The sequence below is a fragment of the Pseudomonas sp. TWI923 genome (assembly GCF_039673365.1).
Classification (GTDB): Bacteria; Pseudomonadota; Gammaproteobacteria; order Pseudomonadales; family Pseudomonadaceae; genus Aquipseudomonas; species Aquipseudomonas sichuanensis.
The window spans coordinates 1-16,758 of record NZ_JBDJLM010000017.1 but is presented as its reverse complement, the minus strand read 5'-3'; the positions used below and the strand labels follow the sequence as shown (position 1 = coordinate 16,758).

The following is a 16,758-nucleotide window of genomic DNA, read 5'->3' as shown; positions in this document are numbered from 1 at the left end:
ACCATGTTCGAAAACCTGACCGACCGCCTGTCACAGACGCTGCGCCATGTCACCGGCAAGGCCAAGCTGACCGAAGACAACATCAAGGACACGCTGCGCGAAGTGCGCATGGCCCTGCTCGAGGCCGACGTTGCCCTGCCGGTGGTCAAGGATTTCGTCAACAGCATCAAGGAGCGCGCGGTCGGCACCGAAGTGTCGCGCAGCCTCACCCCGGGCCAGGCCTTCGTCAAGATCGTCCAGGCCGAGCTGGAGCGCCTGATGGGCGCGGCCAACGAAGAGCTGACGCTCAATGCCGCACCGCCTGCAGTTGTGCTGATGGCCGGCCTGCAGGGTGCCGGTAAGACCACCACCGCCGGCAAGCTGGCGCGGCACCTGAAAGAGCGCAAGAAGAAAAGCGTGATGGTGGTGTCCGCCGACGTTTACCGCCCGGCGGCGATCAAACAGCTGGAAACCCTGGCCAACGACATCGGCGTGACCTTCTTCCCGTCCGACATCAGCCAGAAGCCGGTGGACATCGCGCAAGCAGCGATCCGTGAAGCCAAGCTCAAGTTCATCGATGTGGTGATCGTCGACACCGCCGGTCGCCTGCACGTCGACGCCGACATGATGGACGAGATCAAGGCGCTGCACGCCGCGGTCAAGCCGATCGAAACGCTGTTCGTGGTCGATGCCATGACCGGCCAGGATGCCGCCAATACCGCCAAGGCCTTCGGCGACGCACTGCCACTGACCGGCGTGATCCTGACCAAGGTCGACGGTGATGCCCGTGGCGGTGCCGCACTGTCGGTGCGCGCCATCACCGGCAAGCCGATCAAGTTCATCGGTATGGGCGAGAAGACCGAAGCCCTCGAGCCGTTCCACCCTGACCGGATCGCTTCGCGCATCCTCGGCATGGGTGACGTGCTCAGCCTGATCGAGCAGGCCGAGCAGACCATCGACAAGGCCAAGGCCGACAAGCTGGCCAAGAAGCTGAAGAAGGGCAAGGGCTTCGACCTCGAAGACTTCCGTGATCAGCTGCAACAGATGAAGAACATGGGCGGCCTCGGCGGGCTGATGGACAAACTGCCGAACATGGGCGGCGTCAACCTGTCGCAGATGGGCAATGCCCAGGGCGCGGCCGAGAAGCAGTTCAAGCAGATGGAGGCGATCATCAACTCCATGACCCCGGCCGAGCGTCGCGACCCTGACCTGATCAGTGGTTCGCGCAAGCGCCGCATCGCCCTGGGTTCCGGTACCCAGGTGCAGGACATCGGCCGGCTGATCAAGCAGCACAAGCAGATGCAGAAGATGATGAAGAAATTCTCCGCCAAGGGCGGCATGGCCAAGATGATGCGCGGTCTTGGCGGCATGCTGCCGGGCGGCGGCATGCCCAAGATGTAATCGAATTTGGCGGGCTGCCTTCCATGGGAAAGCTGCCCACCAGCCCCCGCCTCGGCGGGAACACGGCCGCCGAAAGGCGGCTCAATCAGCAGAACTGAACGGTGGGGCGCAGCCTCGCCGAAAAAGGCATTTGCAAATGTCCGTGTATTCCCCGAGAATATGCGGCCTTTTGGGCACGCGTGTGCCCATTGGGCATTCAGTTTTGCAGCACCGACTATAGGAACGATGTTCACATGGTAACCATCCGTCTTGCCCGTGGCGGCTCGAAAAAGCGCCCTTTCTACCACCTGACCGTGACCAACTCGCGTAACGCCCGTGACGGCCGTTTCGTTGAGCGCGTTGGCTTCTTCAACCCGATCGCATCGGGCGCCGAAGTCAAGCTGTCGGTCAACCAAGAGCGCGTCACCTACTGGCTGAGCCAGGGCGCACAGCCGTCTGAGCGTGTTGCTCAGCTGCTGAAGGAAGCTGCCAAGGCTGCAGCCTGAGCAGTATGAACGCGACGCCAGAAAAGGCTGACGACCTCATCGTCGTTGGCAAGATTTTTTCGGTTCACGGCGTTCGCGGCGAGGTGAAGGTGTACTCCTTTACCGATCCGATTGAAAACCTGTTGGATTATCCGCGCTGGACGCTCAAGCACGAAGGCAAGGTAAAGCAGGTCGAGCTGGTCAGCGGTCGTGGCTCCCAAAAGGGCCTGGTCGTGAAATTGAAAGGCCTCGATGATCGTGATGAAGCCCGGCTTCTGAGTGGTTACGAAATCTGCATTGCGCGGAGCCTTTTGCCCAACCTGGCAGCCGACGAGTACTACTGGTACCAGTTGGAAGGCCTGAAGGTCATCAATCAGGACGAACAGCTGTTCGGCACGATCGATCACCTGTTGGAGACCGGCGCGAACGATGTAATGGTGGTCAAGCCTTGCACAGGCAGCCTGGATGATCGCGAGCGACTGTTGCCCTATACGGAGCAATGCGTGCTGGCAATCGACCTCGAAGCGGGTGTGATGCGAGTCGAATGGGACGCGGACTTCTAAACGATGGGTAACCTTCGCGTAGACGTCATCACGTTGTTCCCCGAGATGTTCTCGGCCATCACTGAGTACGGCATTACCAGCCGTGCGGTGAAACAGGGGTTGCTGCAAGTGACCTGCTGGAACCCGCGGGACTACACCACTGATCGCCACCACACCGTGGATGATCGGCCGTTTGGCGGTGGTCCGGGCATGGTGATGAAAATCAAGCCTCTGGAAGACGCCCTGGTCAACGCCAGGCAAGTCGCCGGAGCAACGGCAAAGGTGATCTACCTTTCGCCGCAAGGCCGCAAGCTGACTCAGCAAGCGGTCAAAGGCCTGGCCGAACAGGAATCCTTGATCCTGATCGCCGGTCGTTATGAAGGCATCGACGAGCGGTTTATCGAGGCTCATGTCGATGAGGAGTGGTCGATTGGCGACTATGTGCTTTCCGGTGGCGAGCTGCCGGCCATGGTACTGATCGATGCGGTTACGCGGCTGCTGCCCGGAGCTTTAGGGCATGTGGACTCGGCGGAGGAAGATTCTTTCACCGACGGTCTGCTGGATTGCCCGCACTACACCCGACCTGAGGTGTATGCGGATCAGCGTGTACCCGACGTGTTGCTTAGTGGCAACCATGCACACATCCGGCGTTGGCGGATGAAGCAGTCCCTTGGTAGGACCTTCGAACGACGCGCCGATCTTCTGGAAAGTCGCTCGCTTTCTGGAGAAGAGAAGAAGCTGCTCGAGGAATACCTCCGCGAGCGGGACGATAGTTAAACGTATCGATGGTGGATCGCGTTATCCATCTTAGGAGCACAGCATGACCAACAAGATCATCCAGCAGCTCGAAGCCGAGCAGATGAGCAAAGAGATCCCGACCTTCGCACCAGGCGACACCATTGTCGTCCAGGTTAAAGTGAAGGAAGGCGACCGCTCGCGTCTGCAGGCGTTCGAAGGCGTCGTTATCGCCAAGCGTAACCGCGGTCTGAACAGCGCCTTCACCGTGCGCAAGATCTCCAGCGGCGTTGGCGTAGAGCGTACCTTCCAGACCTACAGCCCACAGATCGACAGCCTGGCCGTGAAACGTCGTGGTGACGTGCGTAAAGCCAAGCTGTACTACCTGCGCGACCTGTCCGGCAAAGCCGCTCGCATCAAGGAAAAACTGTCCTGAGTGCAGTTTGACCGGTGGCCTCGGCCATCTTGCGAGAGAAAAAGCAGCCTTCGGGCTGCTTTTTTGCTTTCTGGCCTTATCGCGGGGCAAGCCCGCTCCCACGAACCTTGCACTGCCGCGTGGGAGCGGGCTTGCCCCGCGATGAGGCCGCCAGCCCCATCACCTTTGCGAGCCCCTCATGACCGCCTCCCGAGAACAGGAAATCCTGCGCCGCACCGAACTGTCGGAAACCCGTGTGACCAAGGCGGTGTTCCCCAACACCACCAACCACCACAACACCCTGTTCGGCGGTACGGCCCTGGCGTGGATGGACGAAGTGTCGTTCATCGCCGCCACGCGTTTTTGCCGCCTGCCGCTGGTGACCGTGTCCACCGACCGCATCGACTTCAAGCACCCGATCCCCGCGGGCTCGATCGTCGAGCTGGTGGGTAGCGTGATCAAGGTCGGCAACACCAGCCTGCAAGTGCAGGTGGATGTGTTCGTCGAGAACATGTACCTCGATGGCCGCGAGCGCGCGATCCATGGGGTGTTCAGCTTCGTCGCCATCGACGAGGACAAGCGCCCGGTGCCGGTGCTGCCGCAGGCCGGCTCCCACTAAACGGACTTGCACGGCCACTGTAGGAGCGGGTTTACCCGCGAACACCGGCAGAGCCGGTGCCATCCACCGCGCCGCCTGCTTCGCGGGTAAACCCGCTCCCACACGAATTACGCTGCCCCTTCAGCCTGTGCTTTATTTTCAGGCTCAATCAGCGCCACCAGCGTCCAGCCCGGCTGTGGCTGAAGCGGGTGCTCCGGGGTGGCCACATGCACCCAGCCGTGGTTGTCACGGGCGAACATCAATGTCGCACGCTCACCGTGCAATTGCCGGTAGGCATCCCAGGTAAACGCCTCGGTCAGGGTCGTGCTGTACAGCTCCGCCCCCTGATTCAGCAGCTTGGCCAATTGGTTGTAGGTCAGCGCGCTGGAGCCCAGTGGCTGGCCTCGGTGCTCCTCGCTGGCCCGGTGCTTGTCGCTGCGCTGTTTCTCCAGGCCGCTGGCCAGCACGAACAGCCGGCCATGCCCGAAATCGTGGCGAAACCGGGCGCAGGCCAGGGCGTTGATTTCCCCGGCCGGTGACAGGCCGAGCAGATGACCCAGGCCTACCAGGTCCAAGTGCGCGTCGGCATGTTGCGAGGCTGGGTTGCCGAAGTAGGTGGGTAGGTTGTCCATGCGCGCGGCACGGATGTTCTCCCAGCTCGAATCAGTCAGCAGCACACGGCAGCCAAGTTGTTGCAACGCCTTGGCAATGGCCCTGGCGGGCGGGTTGGCGCCCACCATGAGAAAGCCGCTGGGGGCGGGCTCGGCGACCTTGAGCAGGCGCGCCAGAGGCCTGGCGGTAGCGCTCTGCAGGACCACGGTGCCGATGATCACGGCGAAGGTTAGTGGCACCAGCAGCAGCGCCCCCTCGTGGCCGGCCTCATGCAGGCGGATGGCGAAGATCGCCGATACCGCCGCCGCGACGATGCCGCGCGGGGCGATCCAGGCCAGCAGCGCACGTTCGCGCCAGTTCAGCGTGGAGCCCAGTGTCGAGATGAACACGTTCAGTGGCCGGGCCAGCAACTGGATCACCAGCAGCAGGGCGAGTACCGCAGGGCCCAAACCGAGCATGGCATGCAGGTCCAGGCGTGCCGCCAAAAGGATGAACAGGCCGGAAATCAGCAGCACGCTGAGGTTTTCCTTGAAGTGCAGGATCTGCCGCACATCCACCCCTGGCATGTTGGCCAGCCACATGCCCATCACCGTCACGGCCAGCAGCCCGGACTCGTGGACGATCTGGTTGGCGGCGATGAAGATGCCCAGCACCGCGGCCAGCGAGGCAAGGTTGTGCAGGTATTCCGGCAGCCACTGGGCGCGCATGATCTGCCCCAGCAACCAGCCCCCGGCGGCGCCCAGCGCGCCGCCACAGAAGATCACCCCGGCGAAGGTGCCCAGGCTCTGGATCAGCCCGTCGCCGTCGCTGCGGGCGATGATGAAGCTGTACACCACCACCGCCAGCAGCGCGCCGATCGGGTCGATGACGATGCCTTCCCAGCGCAGGATGTTGGCGATGGTCGCCTTGGGCCGAACCACACGCAGCATGGGCACGATCACGGTGGGCCCGGTGACCAGCGTGAGGGTGCCGAACAGGATCGCCAGCGGCCAGTCGAAACCCAGCAACCAGTGGGTGGCCACGGCGATCACCAGCCAGGTACTCAGGGCGCCGACCGTGACCAGGCGGTGCACCACGCTGCCGATCTCGCGCCATTGCGAGATATGCAGGGTCAGGCTGCCCTCGAACAGGATCAGGGCCACGGCCAGCGACACCAGCGGCATCAAAAGCGGGCCAAACAGCGCTTGTGGCTGCAGCCAGCCCAGCACAGGCCCGGCGAGGATGCCGGACAGCAGCAGGAACAGGATCGCCGGCAACTTCAGGCGCCAGGCCAGCCACTGGCAGGCGAGGGCGGCGGCACCGATGCCACCGAAACTCAGGAGAATCTGCTGTTCGCTCATGCGGGCTCCCTATGCGTGCGCGGTTATGAAAGACTAAGCGCCATTTCGCCGTTTGCCACCGAGTCTTCATGCCCGCCCTCGACCACCCCCTGATTGACCAGTTCCTCGATGCCCTGTGGCTGGAAAAGGGGCTTTCCGACAACACCCGCGCCTCTTACCGCAGCGACCTGGCCTTGTTCAATGGCTGGTTGCAGGAGCACGGGGTGGCGCTGCCCGATGCCGGTCGCGAGCTGATCCTCGATCATCTCGCCTGGCGTTTCGACCAAGGCTACAAACCCCGTTCCACGGCGCGATTTCTCTCCGGCGTACGGGGGTTCTTCCGCTACCTGCTGCGCGAGCGACTGATCGCCGTCGACCCGACCCTGCAGGTGGACATGCCGCAATTGGGGCGCCCGCTGCCAAAGTCGCTGTCGGAAGCCGACGTCGAGGCGCTGCTGCAGGCGCCGGACCTGGGCGAAGCGATCGGCCAGCGTGATCGGGCCATGCTCGAAGTGCTGTACGCCTGCGGCCTGCGGGTGACCGAGCTGGTCAGCCTCACGCTCGACCAGGTCAACCTGCGCCAGGGTGTGCTGCGGGTGATGGGCAAGGGCAGCAAGGAGCGCCTGGTGCCGATGGGCGAAGAGGCGGTGGTGTGGATCGAACGCTACCTGCGCGATGGCCGAACCGAGCTGCTCAACGGTCGCCCCAGCGATGTGCTGTTCCCCAGCCTGCGCGGTGAGCAGATGACCCGTCAGACCTTCTGGCACCGTATCAAGCACCAGGCGCGGGTGGCCGGTATCGACAAGCCGCTGTCGCCGCATACCCTGCGCCACGCTTTCGCCACGCACCTGCTCAACCACGGTGCCGACCTGCGTGTGGTGCAGATGCTGCTGGGCCACAGCGACCTGTCCACCACGCAGATCTACACCCATGTGGCCAAGGCGCGGCTGCAGCAGTTGCACGCCCAGCACCATCCGCGTGGATGAATGATCTTCATGTTCCGCTTACCGGTGCCTGAGGAGCCTTTCTGCGCGGGCCTGTTGTGGTAGGCTTGGACGGTTTGTTGCACGGGCCGACCGTTCGCCACCTCTGAAGCGTGGGCGACGCCCCTCCGGCCCCGTCCGTCTTCAGGAGTACCCCCATGCGTGTCACCCGTATTTTTGCCGCCGCCGCCCTGGCGTTGGTCAGCACCTTTGCCGCCGCTGCTGCCACTGAACCTGCGGCCGGTGCCGAGCAGGCGATCCGCAAGTCGCTGCAGAACCTGGCCCTGGAAGTGCCGGTCGAAAGTGTTGCCAGCAGCCCGCTCAACGGCCTGTACGAAGTGAAGCTGCAGGGCGGTCGCGTGCTGTACGCCAGCGCCGATGGCCAGTTCGTGATGCAGGGCTACCTGTACCAGATCCAGGACGGCAAGCCGGTCAACCTCACCGAGAAGACCGAGCGCCAAGGCATCGCCAAGCTGATCAACGGCATCCCGGCGGCGGAAATGGTCGTTTACCCAGCCAAGGGCGAGACCAAGTCGCACATCACCGTGTTCACCGACACCACCTGCCCGTACTGCCACAAGCTGCACGCTGAAGTACCGGAGCTCAACCGCCGCGGTATCGAAGTGCGCTACGTCGCCTTCCCGCGCCAGGGCCTGGGCTCGCCGGGTGACGAGCAGTTGCAGGCGGTGTGGTGCTCCAGCGACCGCCGCGCTGCGATGGACAAGATGGTCGACGGTAAAGAGATCAAGGCCGCCAAGTGCGCCAACCCGGTCGGCAAGCAGTTCCAGCTCGGCCAGTCGATCGGCGTGAATGGCACGCCCGCCATCGTCCTGGAAAGTGGCCAGGTGATTCCGGGCTATCAGCCGGCACCGCAAGTGGCCAAGCTGGCCCTGGCAGAGCGCAAGTAATCAAATCAATACGCCATCGTCATGGGGTGATGGCATGTTTCACGGTCGGCGCAAGTGTCGGCCGTTCAATGGGGAGTTCACAGTGAAACCGGTCAAAGTAGGCATCTGTGGGTTAGGGACCGTCGGTGGCGGAACCTTCAACGTACTTCAGCGCAACGCCGAGGAGATTGCCCGCCGTGCCGGGCGCGGTATTGAAGTGGCACAGATTGCCATGCGCTCGCCCAACCCGAACTGCCAGATTACCGGTACCCCCATTACCGCTGATGTGTTCGACGTGGCGAGCAACCCCGAAATCGATATCGTCATCGAGCTGATCGGTGGCTATACCATCGCTCGCGACCTGGTGCTCAAGGCCATCGAAAACGGCAAGCACGTGGTCACCGCCAACAAGGCGCTGATTGCCGTGCACGGCAACGAGATCTTCGCCAAGGCCCGCGAGAAGGGCGTCATCGTCGCCTTCGAGGCAGCCGTCGCCGGTGGCATCCCGGTGATCAAGGCGATCCGTGAAGGCCTGTCGGCCAACCGCATCAACTGGCTGGCCGGGATCATCAACGGCACCGGCAACTTCATCCTCACCGAAATGCGCGAAAAAGGCCGTGCCTTCCCCGACGTGCTGGCCGAAGCCCAGGCGCTGGGCTATGCCGAGGCCGACCCGACCTTCGACGTCGAGGGCATCGATGCCGCGCACAAGCTGACCATCCTGGCGTCCATCGCTTTTGGCATCCCGCTGCAGTTCGACAAGGCCTACACCGAAGGCATCACCCAGTTGACCACTGCCGACGTGAACTACGCCGAAGCCCTGGGCTACCGCATCAAGCACCTGGGCGTGGCCCGTCGCACCGCCGAAGGCATCGAGCTGCGCGTGCACCCGACCTTGATCCCCAGCGACCGCCTGATCGCCAACGTCAATGGCGTGATGAACGCGGTGATGGTCAACGGTGACGCTGCTGGTTCCACCCTGTACTACGGCGCCGGCGCCGGCATGGAGCCAACCGCCTCGTCGGTGATCGCCGACCTGGTCGACGTGGTCCGTGCCATGACCAGCGACCCGGAGAACCGTGTGCCGCACCTGGCCTTCCAGCCGGACTCGCTGTCGGCCCACCCGATCCTGCCGATCGAAGCCTGCGAAAGCGCCTACTACCTGCGCATCCAGGCCAAGGACCATCCGGGTGTGCTCGCGCAGGTCGCCAGCATCCTCTCGGAGCGCGGCATCAACATCGAGTCGATCATGCAGAAGGAAGCCGAGGAGCAGGATGGCCTGGTACCGATGATCCTGGTTACCCACGGCGTGGTCGAGCAGCGCATCAATGATGCCATCGTCGCCCTGGAATCCCTGCAGGACGTGGTTGGCCCGGTCGTGCGCATCCGCGTCGAACAGCTCAACTAAGCGGCAAGCTTCAAGCTGCAAGCTGCAAGTAAAGGCAGTGCGGTGTTGGGGCTTGAACAGAAAACATTCGTGGCAAGGTGAGACGCAGAGCACGAGAGCAATGCCAATCGGCTTTAACTTGTAGCTTTCAGCTCGAAGCTTGTCGCTCAAACCAAAGGTTTGTACCCATGCGCTATATCAGTACCCGCGGCCAGGCTCCGGCCCTGAACTTCGAAGACGTGCTGCTCGCCGGCCTGGCCAGTGACGGTGGCCTGTACGTTCCTGAGAACCTGCCACGCTTCACCCAGGAAGAGATCGCTTCCTGGGCCGGCCTGCCGTACCACGAGCTGGCGTTCCGGGTGATGCGCCCGTTCGTCGCCGGCAGCATCGCCGACGCCGACTTCAAGAAGATCCTCGAAGAAACCTACGGCTCCTTCGCCCATGCCGCCGTCGCGCCGCTGCGCCAGCTCAACGGCAACGAGTGGGTGATGGAGCTGTTCCACGGCCCGACCCTGGCGTTCAAGGACTTTGCCCTGCAGCTGCTCGGCCGCTTGCTCGACCACCTGCTGGTCAAGCGTGGCGAGCGTGTGGTGATCGTTGGCGCCACTAGCGGTGACACCGGTTCCGCCGCCATCGAAGGCTGCCGCCGTTGCGACAACGTCGATATCTTCATCCTGCACCCGCACCAGCGTGTGTCGGAAGTGCAGCGCCGCCAGATGACCACCATCCTCGGCGACAACATCCACAACATCGCCATCGAAGGCAACTTCGACGACTGCCAGGAGATGGTCAAGGCCAGCTTCGCCGACCAGTCGTTCCTCAAGGGCACCCGCCTGGTGGCGGTCAACTCGATCAACTGGGCGCGGATCATGGCCCAGATCGTCTACTACTTCCACGCCGCCCTGCAGCTCGGCGGCCCGGCACGTTCGGTGGCGTTCTCGGTGCCGACCGGCAACTTCGGCGACATCTTCGCCGGTTACCTGGCCCGCAACATGGGCCTGCCGATCAGCCAACTGGTGGTCGCGACCAACCGCAACGACATCCTGCACCGCTTCATGAGCGGCAACCAGTACGTCAAGGAAACCCTGCACGCGACTCTGTCGCCGTCGATGGACATCATGGTCTCGTCGAACTTCGAGCGCCTGCTGTTCGACCTGCACGGCCGCAACGGTGCCGCCATCGCCGAGTTGATGGACACCTTCAAGCAGGGTGGCGGCTTCAGCGTCGACCAGGACCGCTGGACCGAAGCGCGCAAGTTGTTCGATTCGCTGGCGGTGACCGACGAGCAGACCTGCGAGACCATCGCCGAAGTCTTCGCCAGCACCGGTGAAGTGCTTGACCCGCACACCGCGATCGGCGTCAAGGCCGCCCGCGAATGCCGTCGCAGCCTGGACACGCCAATGGTGGTGCTGGGTACCGCGCACCCGGTCAAGTTCCCGGACGCGGTCGAGAAGGCTGGCGTCGGCAAGGCCCTGGAGTTGCCGGCTCACCTCAGCGACCTGTTCAGCCGCGAAGAGCGCTGCACGGTACTGGCCAACGACTTGAAGGCCGTACAGACCTTCGTCAGCCAGCACGGTAACCGCGGCAAGCCGCTGTAAGGCACCTGTAATGAAAGAGCCCGTCTTTGGACGGGCTTTTTTGTGAGTGCAATTTTTTTGCGTTTTTTCTCAGGGCTTTTCAGAATTTTCCTGTTTGGCGTTGTCGAAGTGGCTACTAAAGTGCGGGCATCGAACCGCCAGAGCGCCTCGTCGAGGGAAACGTCCATGCATCAATTTCAGGTTCTTATCCACCAGCCCCGTCCTTTCCACCAGATTGTTCTGCACCAGGCATTCAATGCCCAGGGCGTCTACAGCGTGCGGTTGACCGAGGACATGCCGGGTACCCTGGCCTGCCTGAACCAGGAGCGGCCAGTGGATGTGCTGGTGCTCGATCACGACATGCCGATCAGCAGTGCGCAGTCGCTGTTCCGCCACCTGGCGACTGAAGGGGCGGCACAGGCGCTGTTGTTCGTCGGGCAAGGCAAAGGCAATGGCCCGGATCTGGCCCGGGAAGCCCGCAAGCTGGGGTTGTGGGTGCTGGACGAGCTGCCATGGCCGATGTCCACCGTAGCGTTGGGCAAGGCACTTGGGCGTCTGCCAGCACCGATTGGCTAACTGGACAGCTAGGGCATTCAAACTGTCATCTTGCCCGCGCATGCTCACTGCAAGGGCCGGCACTCGAGAACTTTGCGCCAGGCCTGACGGTCAGTTCCTCCAAGCCCATAAGCCAGCGAGTGATACGGATGGAAAGAGTCTGCAGCCTGCTCAACGATGCCCTGACCCCCTACCTGGCCGCACTTGGCGCCGTCGACGCCAGCGGTAATCGCCAACTGACCCTCTACGACCCCCACGGCGGCGTGACCTTGCAGCGTCAGGTGGCTGAGCGCCAGCTGCAGGAGCAGCAGTTGCTGATCGACCTGGTCGATGGCCTGCACCGTGACCTGCAGATTGCCGAGGGCCGCCTGCAGCCCTGTGTGATCGCCGCGTTGCAACATCAACGCCCCACTCAGGGAACCTTTGCCTGACAGCCGCATCAGATTCATCAACGCCAGTTTGACGGTGCTTAGCTCCGGTAGTGTCAGGCTGTCGTGGGAAGCCCGCATTGGCTTTCGCTTGACCCCGGTCGTCTTCCCCAGCGGTCGGGGTTTCTTTTTGCCCGCTTCAGGGCTGCGCTGCCGAGGCGCCGTTGCTGTCGTCGAAGAAGTGACGGGCCTGATGCAGGTAGTCCTCGCGCAGCTCCGGGTCCAGCCAGTGGGCATACAGGGCGGGCAGGGTGTCGCGGCGCAGGGCCGGCAGTAACTGGTCGATGTGGGCGATGGCTTCGCGCCCTTGCGGTGTGTCCGAGCAGCCCACATGCAGGAACTGGTAGTGGTTTACGCCGCTGATGGGATAGAAGCGGTAGTCGTCCAATGAGCCGCCTTGCTGCTCGATCAGGTAGCGCGCCTCTGGCCAGTAGCTGAGCACCAGCTGCAGGCGGCCCAGTTGCTGCATCTGCAGCAGGCTGGCGGTCGCATCGTTGCCGAAGTGGCGGCTGAAGGCGCTGTCGGGCAGTTGGCGCAGGATTTCGTCGACCTGCGCGCTGTAGCTGCGCTCGGCGACGATGCCCAGTTTGAGCCGGGTCTTGTCGAGCAAGGCTTTGAGCTCGACCTGCTGGCCGTCGAGGAAGGGTTCCAGGAATGCCTGGTCCTGCTTGCGCACCACCAGCCCGGTGCTCAGCACCCCCAGCGAAGGCTTGGAGAAATGCACGTACTTGGCGCGCTCGGGTGTCCAGAGCAGGGTCGGGTCGCAGGTGAAACTCGGCTCCATGAGCATCTGGATGCCCCGGGCGCGATTGACCCGCACGATGCTGTGGTCGTACTCGGGCATCTGCGCGATCAGCTTCGGCAGCATCAGGTCCATTACGCCCTGGCCCTTCTCGGCACCTTCGAAAATGGTGAACGGCGGCAGGTCACGGACCAGCCAGAACAGGCGCTCCTTGGCGTGCACCAGCGGCATCGCCAGCAGCAGGCAGAGGATGACGGGCAGGCGCGCAAGGCGCCTGCACCAGGCTGTTGCGCGAGTCAGACCGTGCCCGCCTGGCGCAGGCCGGCGATGGCCGCCGCGTCGTAGCCCAGGCTGGCCAGCACGCTGTCGGTGTGCTCACCCAGGGCCGGGCCTACCCATTCGGTGGCGCCTGGGGTGTCGGAGAGCTTGGGTACGATGCCGGGCATCTTGAACGGCTTGCCGTCCGGTAACTTGGCCTGGAGGAACATCTCGCGGGCAAGGTACTGCGGGTCGCTGAACATGTCTTCGGCCGAAAAGATCCGGCTGGCCGGCACTTCGGCGTCATTGAGTACCTGCATGACGCTGTCGAGCGGCAGGCCGTTGGCCCAACGGTCGATCACCCCGTACAGCTCGTCGCGGCGTGCGTCGCGGCCATCATTGCTGGCCAATGTCACATCGTTTGCCAGGTCGTCGCGGCCGATGGCCTGCATGAAGCGCTTGAAGATCGCGTCGCCATTGGCACCGATCTGCACATGGCGGCCATCGGCGGTGGTGTGGATGGAGGAGGGGGTGATGCCGGGCATGATGTTGCCGGTGCGCTCGCGGATGAAACCGAACACGTCGAACTCCGGGACCATGCTCTCCATCATGGCGAAGATCGCCTCGTACAGTGCCACGTCCACCACCTGGCCCTGGCCGCCGTTCACCTCGCAGTGACGCAGGGCCATCAGCGCGCCGACCACGCCCCACAGGGCGGCGATCGAATCACCGATGGAGATCCCCGTGCGCACTGGCGGGCGGTCCTCGAAACCGGTGATGTAGCGCAGCCCACCCATCGACTCGCCCACCGCGCCAAAGCCTGGCTGGTCCTTCATCGGGCCGGTCTGGCCGAAGCCCGACAGGCGCACCATCACCAGGCGCGGGTTCAGCGCGTGCAGCACATCCCAGCCCAGGCCGAGTTTTTCCAGCACGCCGGGGCGGAAATTCTCGATCAGGACGTCGGCCTCGGCCAGCAGGCGCTTGAGCACCTCGCGGCCTTCCGGATGCTTGAGGTTGAGGGTCAGCGACTGCTTGTTGCGCGCCTGCACGAACCACCACAGCGACGTGCCTTCATACAGCTTGCGCCACTTGCGCAGCGGGTCGCCGCCGTCGGGCGACTCGACCTTGATCACCTCGGCACCGAACTCGGCGCAGATGCGCGAGGCGAACGGGCCGGCGATCAGGGTGCCGAGTTCGATCACTTTCAGGCCGGCGAGGGGTTTGCTGGGCGTGGGCATGGGGCATCCGTGGCAGCTGGGCGTAAACGCAGGTTGTATCACAGCTCGGCAGTGGCAGGTACTGTCGCGGCGCACTCGCGATGCGCAAGGGCCTTCGTCTGCCAGATCGGTTAAACTGTGCGACTTTCTTTTCTACGAAGCCCCGCGCCCATGGCCCAGCCGTCCACCACCTACAAATTCGAACTGAATCTGACCGACCTTGATCGCGGCGTGTACGAGAGCGTCCGTCAGACCATCGCCCGTCACCCTTCGGAGACCGAGGAACGCATGGCCGTGCGCTTGCTGGCCTATGCCATCTGGTACAACGAGCAGCTGTCGTTTGGCCGTGGCCTGTCGGATGTCGACGAAGCCCCACTGTGGGAAAAGAGCCTGGACGACCGCATCCTGCACTGGATCGAAGTCGGCCAGCCGGATGCCGAGCGCCTGACCTGGTGCTCGCGCCGCACTGAACGCACCAGCCTGCTGGCCTACGGCAGCCTGCGGGTGTGGCGGACCAAGGTGGGTGATGCGGTCAAGGGTCTGAAAAACCTGAACATCGCCGCTGTGCCGCAAGAGGTGCTGGAGACCCTGGCCACCGACATGCCTCGTACCATCAAGTGGGACGTGATGATCAGCGAAGGCACCATTTTCGTCACCGACGACCGCGGCCAGCACGAAGTGCAGCTGGAGTGGCTGCTTGGCGAGCGCGGCTGAGCCGCCCCTGACACTGATTACCGAAGACCCCATGCGTATCGAACCCCGCCCCCTGCCGTCGACCCTGCCATTCCTGGGCAACCTGCCGCCCTTGCTGACCCGCCTGTACGCCGCCCGTGGCGTGCAGTCCGAAGCCGAACTGGACAAAGGCCTGGCCCGGCTGCTGCCGTACCAGCAGCTCAAGGGCATCGAGGCGGCGGTGGACCTGCTGGTCGAAGCCCTCGATCAGCGCCAGCGCATCCTCATCGTTGGCGACTTTGACGCCGACGGAGCCACCGCCAGCACCGTCGGTGTGCTGGGGCTGCGCCTGCTGGGCGCGGCGCATGTTGATTACCTGGTGCCCAACCGGTTCGAATACGGCTACGGCCTGACCCCCGAGATCGTCGAAGTGGCGTTGCAGCGCCAGCCGCAGCTGCTGATCACCGTGGATAACGGCATCTCCAGCGTCGAAGGCGTGGCAGCGGCCAAGGCGGCCGGGCTCAGGGTGCTGGTCACCGACCACCACCTGCCGGGCCAGCAGTTGCCCGATGCCGATGCCATCGTCAACCCGAACCAGCCAGGCTGCGCGTTCCCGAGCAAGTCGCTGGCGGGCGTGGGGGTGATCTTCTACGTGCTGATGGCCCTGCGTGCGCGCTTGCGCAGCCTCGGCCGCTACGACAGCCAGCCGCAGCCGAATATCGGTGAACTGCTCGACCTGGTCGCGCTGGGCAGCGTCGCCGACGTGGTGCCGCTGGATGCCAACAACCGCATCCTGGTGCACCAGGGCCTTGAGCGCATCCGCGCTGGCCGCGCCCGCCCCGGGCTCAAGGCGATCCTCGAGGTGGCCCGCCGCGACCATCGGCGCATCACCTCCACCGACCTGGGTTTCATCCTCGGCCCACGGCTCAACGCCGCCGGGCGCCTGGACGACATGAGCCTGGGCATCGAATGCCTGCTGTGCGATGACGCAGCGCTGGCATTGGACATGGCCCAGCAACTGGATGGCCTGAACCAGGACCGCAAGTCCATCGAGCAGGGCATGCAGCGCGAAGCCCTGGCGCAGCTCAAGGACCTGCCGGTCGAATCGATGCCCTATGGCCTGTGCCTGTTCGATGCCGATTGGCACCAAGGGGTGATCGGTATTCTGGCCTCGCGCCTGAAGGAGCGTTACCACCGCCCGACCATCGCTTTTGCCGATGCCGGGGAGGGGATGCTCAAGGGTTCTGCGCGTTCGGTGGCGGGGTTTCATATCCGTGATGCGCTGGATGCGGTGGCGGCGCGCCACCCGGCGTTGATCAGCAAGTTCGGTGGGCATGCCATGGCGGCGGGGTTGTCGTTGCCCGAGGCGAACTTCCCGGCGTTTGCCGAGGCGTTCGACGAGGAGGTTCGTCGGCAATTGCGGGAGGAGGACCTGACGGGGCGGTTGCTGTCGGATGGGGCCTTGGCGGTCGAGGAGTTTCATCTGGACCTGGCGCGGGCTTTGCGTAATGCCGGGCCTTGGGGGCAGCACTTTCCTGAGCCGTTGTTCCATGGGGTGTTTCAGCTGGTCGAACAGCGGGTTGTCGGTGAGCGGCATCTGAAGGTGGTGCTCAAAAGCGAGTGTGGTTCGGTGCGGTTGGATGGGATTGCCTTTGGGATTGATCGGGAGGTTTGGCCGAATCCTACGGTGCGGTGGGTGGAGTTGGCTTACAAGTTGGATGTGAATGAGTTTCGTGGGAATGAGAGTGTGCAGTTGATGATTGCTCACATGGAGGCGCGGTGACTGGCCTTTGGTTAGTTGGTTAGTTGGTTGGTTGGTTGGTTGGTTGGTTGGTTGGTTGGTTGGTTGGTTGGTTTTTGTAGTTGTATGCGCATTCATTTGTGATGTCGACGCGTAGTCACCTTTCCGCCCTTACGGCGGGTTACTTTGGTCTTGGCCAAAGTAACCAAAGCCGCTCGCTCCCATCATACGGCCCCTACGCTGCGC

17 protein-coding genes are annotated in these 16,758 nt (G+C 63.5%); 14 read left to right on the top strand and 3 right to left on the bottom strand.

Features of this window, described 5'->3' with window-relative positions:
• Nucleotides 1–3: 3 nt before the first annotated feature.
• From ffh to ABE459_RS09800, 6 genes are all read left to right on the top strand, one after another.
• Nucleotides 4–1,380, top strand: coding sequence for a signal recognition particle protein (gene ffh, locus ABE459_RS09825; RefSeq protein ID WP_125465251.1), 1,377 nt, complete (start codon nt 4–6; stop codon nt 1,378–1,380).
• 233 nt (nt 1,381–1,613) lie between these two features.
• Nucleotides 1,614–1,865, top strand: coding sequence for a 30S ribosomal protein S16 (gene rpsP / locus ABE459_RS09820; RefSeq protein ID WP_011535318.1), 252 nt, complete (start codon nt 1,614–1,616; stop codon nt 1,863–1,865).
• 5 nt (nt 1,866–1,870) lie between these two features.
• On the top strand, nt 1,871–2,407 hold the full coding sequence (rimM, locus tag ABE459_RS09815) for a ribosome maturation factor RimM (protein ID WP_125859954.1): 537 nt from the start codon (nt 1,871–1,873) through the stop codon (nt 2,405–2,407).
• Between the two features lie 3 nt (nt 2,408–2,410).
• On the top strand, nt 2,411–3,163 hold the full coding sequence (trmD, locus tag ABE459_RS09810) for a tRNA (guanosine(37)-N1)-methyltransferase TrmD (protein WP_110993301.1): 753 nt from the start codon (nt 2,411–2,413) through the stop codon (nt 3,161–3,163).
• 43 nt (nt 3,164–3,206) lie between these two features.
• Nucleotides 3,207–3,557, top strand: a complete 351-nt coding sequence (gene rplS / locus ABE459_RS09805; RefSeq protein ID WP_023629812.1) for a 50S ribosomal protein L19 — start codon at nt 3,207–3,209, stop codon at nt 3,555–3,557.
• Between the two features lie 178 nt (nt 3,558–3,735).
• Nucleotides 3,736–4,155, top strand: coding sequence for an acyl-CoA thioesterase (locus tag ABE459_RS09800; RefSeq protein WP_323830247.1), 420 nt, complete (start codon nt 3,736–3,738; stop codon nt 4,153–4,155).
• A 107-nt stretch (nt 4,156–4,262) separates the two neighbouring features.
• Here the strand turns inward: ABE459_RS09800 and ABE459_RS09795 are convergent, their stop codons facing one another.
• Nucleotides 4,263–6,086, bottom strand: a complete 1,824-nt coding sequence (locus ABE459_RS09795; RefSeq protein WP_323830246.1) for a sodium:proton antiporter — start codon at nt 6,084–6,086, stop codon at nt 4,263–4,265.
• Nucleotides 6,087–6,154: 68 nt separating this feature from the next.
• On the opposite strand from ABE459_RS09795, the gene xerD reads away from it, so the two are divergent.
• The 6 genes from xerD to ABE459_RS09765 all read left to right on the top strand — a co-directional run bounded on the left by xerD (nt 6,155) and on the right by ABE459_RS09765 (nt 11,885).
• Nucleotides 6,155–7,051, top strand: coding sequence for a site-specific tyrosine recombinase XerD (gene xerD, locus ABE459_RS09790; RefSeq protein ID WP_125465247.1), 897 nt, complete (start codon nt 6,155–6,157; stop codon nt 7,049–7,051).
• 155 nt (nt 7,052–7,206) lie between these two features.
• Nucleotides 7,207–7,956 carry a DsbC family protein gene (locus ABE459_RS09785; RefSeq protein WP_323830245.1) on the top strand — a complete coding sequence of 250 codons (750 nt, stop codon included), beginning with the start codon at nt 7,207–7,209 and terminating at the stop codon, nt 7,954–7,956.
• Between the two features lie 82 nt (nt 7,957–8,038).
• On the top strand, nt 8,039–9,343 hold the full coding sequence (locus tag ABE459_RS09780) for a homoserine dehydrogenase (RefSeq protein WP_125465245.1): 1,305 nt from the start codon (nt 8,039–8,041) through the stop codon (nt 9,341–9,343).
• A 167-nt stretch (nt 9,344–9,510) separates the two neighbouring features.
• On the top strand, nt 9,511–10,920 hold the full coding sequence (gene thrC / locus ABE459_RS09775) for a threonine synthase (protein ID WP_125465244.1): 1,410 nt from the start codon (nt 9,511–9,513) through the stop codon (nt 10,918–10,920).
• Nucleotides 10,921–11,085: 165 nt separating this feature from the next.
• Entirely contained in the window at nt 11,086–11,475 is a 390-nt protein-coding gene (locus ABE459_RS09770; protein ID WP_125465243.1) for a histidine kinase, read from the top strand.
• A gap of 128 nt (nt 11,476–11,603) precedes the next feature.
• Nucleotides 11,604–11,885 carry a DUF3509 domain-containing protein gene (locus ABE459_RS09765; RefSeq protein WP_125465242.1) on the top strand — a complete coding sequence of 94 codons (282 nt, stop codon included), beginning with the start codon at nt 11,604–11,606 and terminating at the stop codon, nt 11,883–11,885.
• A 136-nt stretch (nt 11,886–12,021) separates the two neighbouring features.
• On the opposite strand, the gene ABE459_RS09760 is transcribed toward ABE459_RS09765, so the two are convergent.
• A complete protein-coding gene (locus tag ABE459_RS09760) occupies nt 12,022–12,855 on the bottom strand; it encodes a TIGR02285 family protein (RefSeq protein ID WP_323830244.1) in 834 nt (277 codons plus the stop codon).
• 65 nt (nt 12,856–12,920) lie between these two features.
• Nucleotides 12,921–14,120, bottom strand: coding sequence for a CaiB/BaiF CoA-transferase family protein (locus ABE459_RS09755; protein ID WP_323830243.1), 1,200 nt, complete (start codon nt 14,118–14,120; stop codon nt 12,921–12,923).
• A 150-nt stretch (nt 14,121–14,270) separates the two neighbouring features.
• Between ABE459_RS09755 and ABE459_RS09750 the strand changes: the two genes are divergently transcribed.
• Complete coding sequence (locus ABE459_RS09750; RefSeq protein ID WP_110993311.1) at nt 14,271–14,813, top strand: YaeQ family protein; 543 nt, start codon at nt 14,271–14,273, stop codon at nt 14,811–14,813.
• A 31-nt stretch (nt 14,814–14,844) separates the two neighbouring features.
• Entirely contained in the window at nt 14,845–16,554 is a 1,710-nt protein-coding gene (gene recJ / locus ABE459_RS09745) for a single-stranded-DNA-specific exonuclease RecJ (RefSeq protein ID WP_323830242.1), read from the top strand.
• The last annotated feature ends 204 nt before the right edge of the window (nt 16,555–16,758 follow it).

Bases quoted from the DNA above. Each gene is read 5' to 3' on its own strand.
- ffh (WP_125465251.1), top strand. From the start codon at position 4: ATGTTCGAAAACCTGACCGACCGCCTGTCACAGACGCTGCGCCATGTC.
- rpsP (WP_011535318.1), top strand. From the start codon at position 1,614: ATGGTAACCATCCGTCTTGCCCGTGGCGGCTCGAAAAAGCGCCCTTTC.
- rimM (WP_125859954.1), top strand. From the start codon at position 1,871: ATGAACGCGACGCCAGAAAAGGCTGACGACCTCATCGTCGTTGGCAAG.
- trmD (WP_110993301.1), top strand. From the start codon at position 2,411: ATGGGTAACCTTCGCGTAGACGTCATCACGTTGTTCCCCGAGATGTTC.
- rplS (WP_023629812.1), top strand. From the start codon at position 3,207: ATGACCAACAAGATCATCCAGCAGCTCGAAGCCGAGCAGATGAGCAAA.
- ABE459_RS09800 (WP_323830247.1), top strand. From the start codon at position 3,736: ATGACCGCCTCCCGAGAACAGGAAATCCTGCGCCGCACCGAACTGTCG.
- ABE459_RS09795 (WP_323830246.1), bottom strand. From the start codon at position 6,086: ATGAGCGAACAGCAGATTCTCCTGAGTTTCGGTGGCATCGGTGCCGCC.
- xerD (WP_125465247.1), top strand. From the start codon at position 6,155: ATGCCCGCCCTCGACCACCCCCTGATTGACCAGTTCCTCGATGCCCTG.
- ABE459_RS09785 (WP_323830245.1), top strand. From the start codon at position 7,207: ATGCGTGTCACCCGTATTTTTGCCGCCGCCGCCCTGGCGTTGGTCAGC.
- thrC (WP_125465244.1), top strand. From the start codon at position 9,511: ATGCGCTATATCAGTACCCGCGGCCAGGCTCCGGCCCTGAACTTCGAA.
- ABE459_RS09770 (WP_125465243.1), top strand. From the start codon at position 11,086: ATGCATCAATTTCAGGTTCTTATCCACCAGCCCCGTCCTTTCCACCAG.
- ABE459_RS09765 (WP_125465242.1), top strand. From the start codon at position 11,604: ATGGAAAGAGTCTGCAGCCTGCTCAACGATGCCCTGACCCCCTACCTG.
- ABE459_RS09760 (WP_323830244.1), bottom strand. From the start codon at position 12,855: ATGCCGCTGGTGCACGCCAAGGAGCGCCTGTTCTGGCTGGTCCGTGAC.
- ABE459_RS09755 (WP_323830243.1), bottom strand. From the start codon at position 14,120: ATGCCCACGCCCAGCAAACCCCTCGCCGGCCTGAAAGTGATCGAACTC.
- ABE459_RS09750 (WP_110993311.1), top strand. From the start codon at position 14,271: ATGGCCCAGCCGTCCACCACCTACAAATTCGAACTGAATCTGACCGAC.
- recJ (WP_323830242.1), top strand. From the start codon at position 14,845: ATGCGTATCGAACCCCGCCCCCTGCCGTCGACCCTGCCATTCCTGGGC.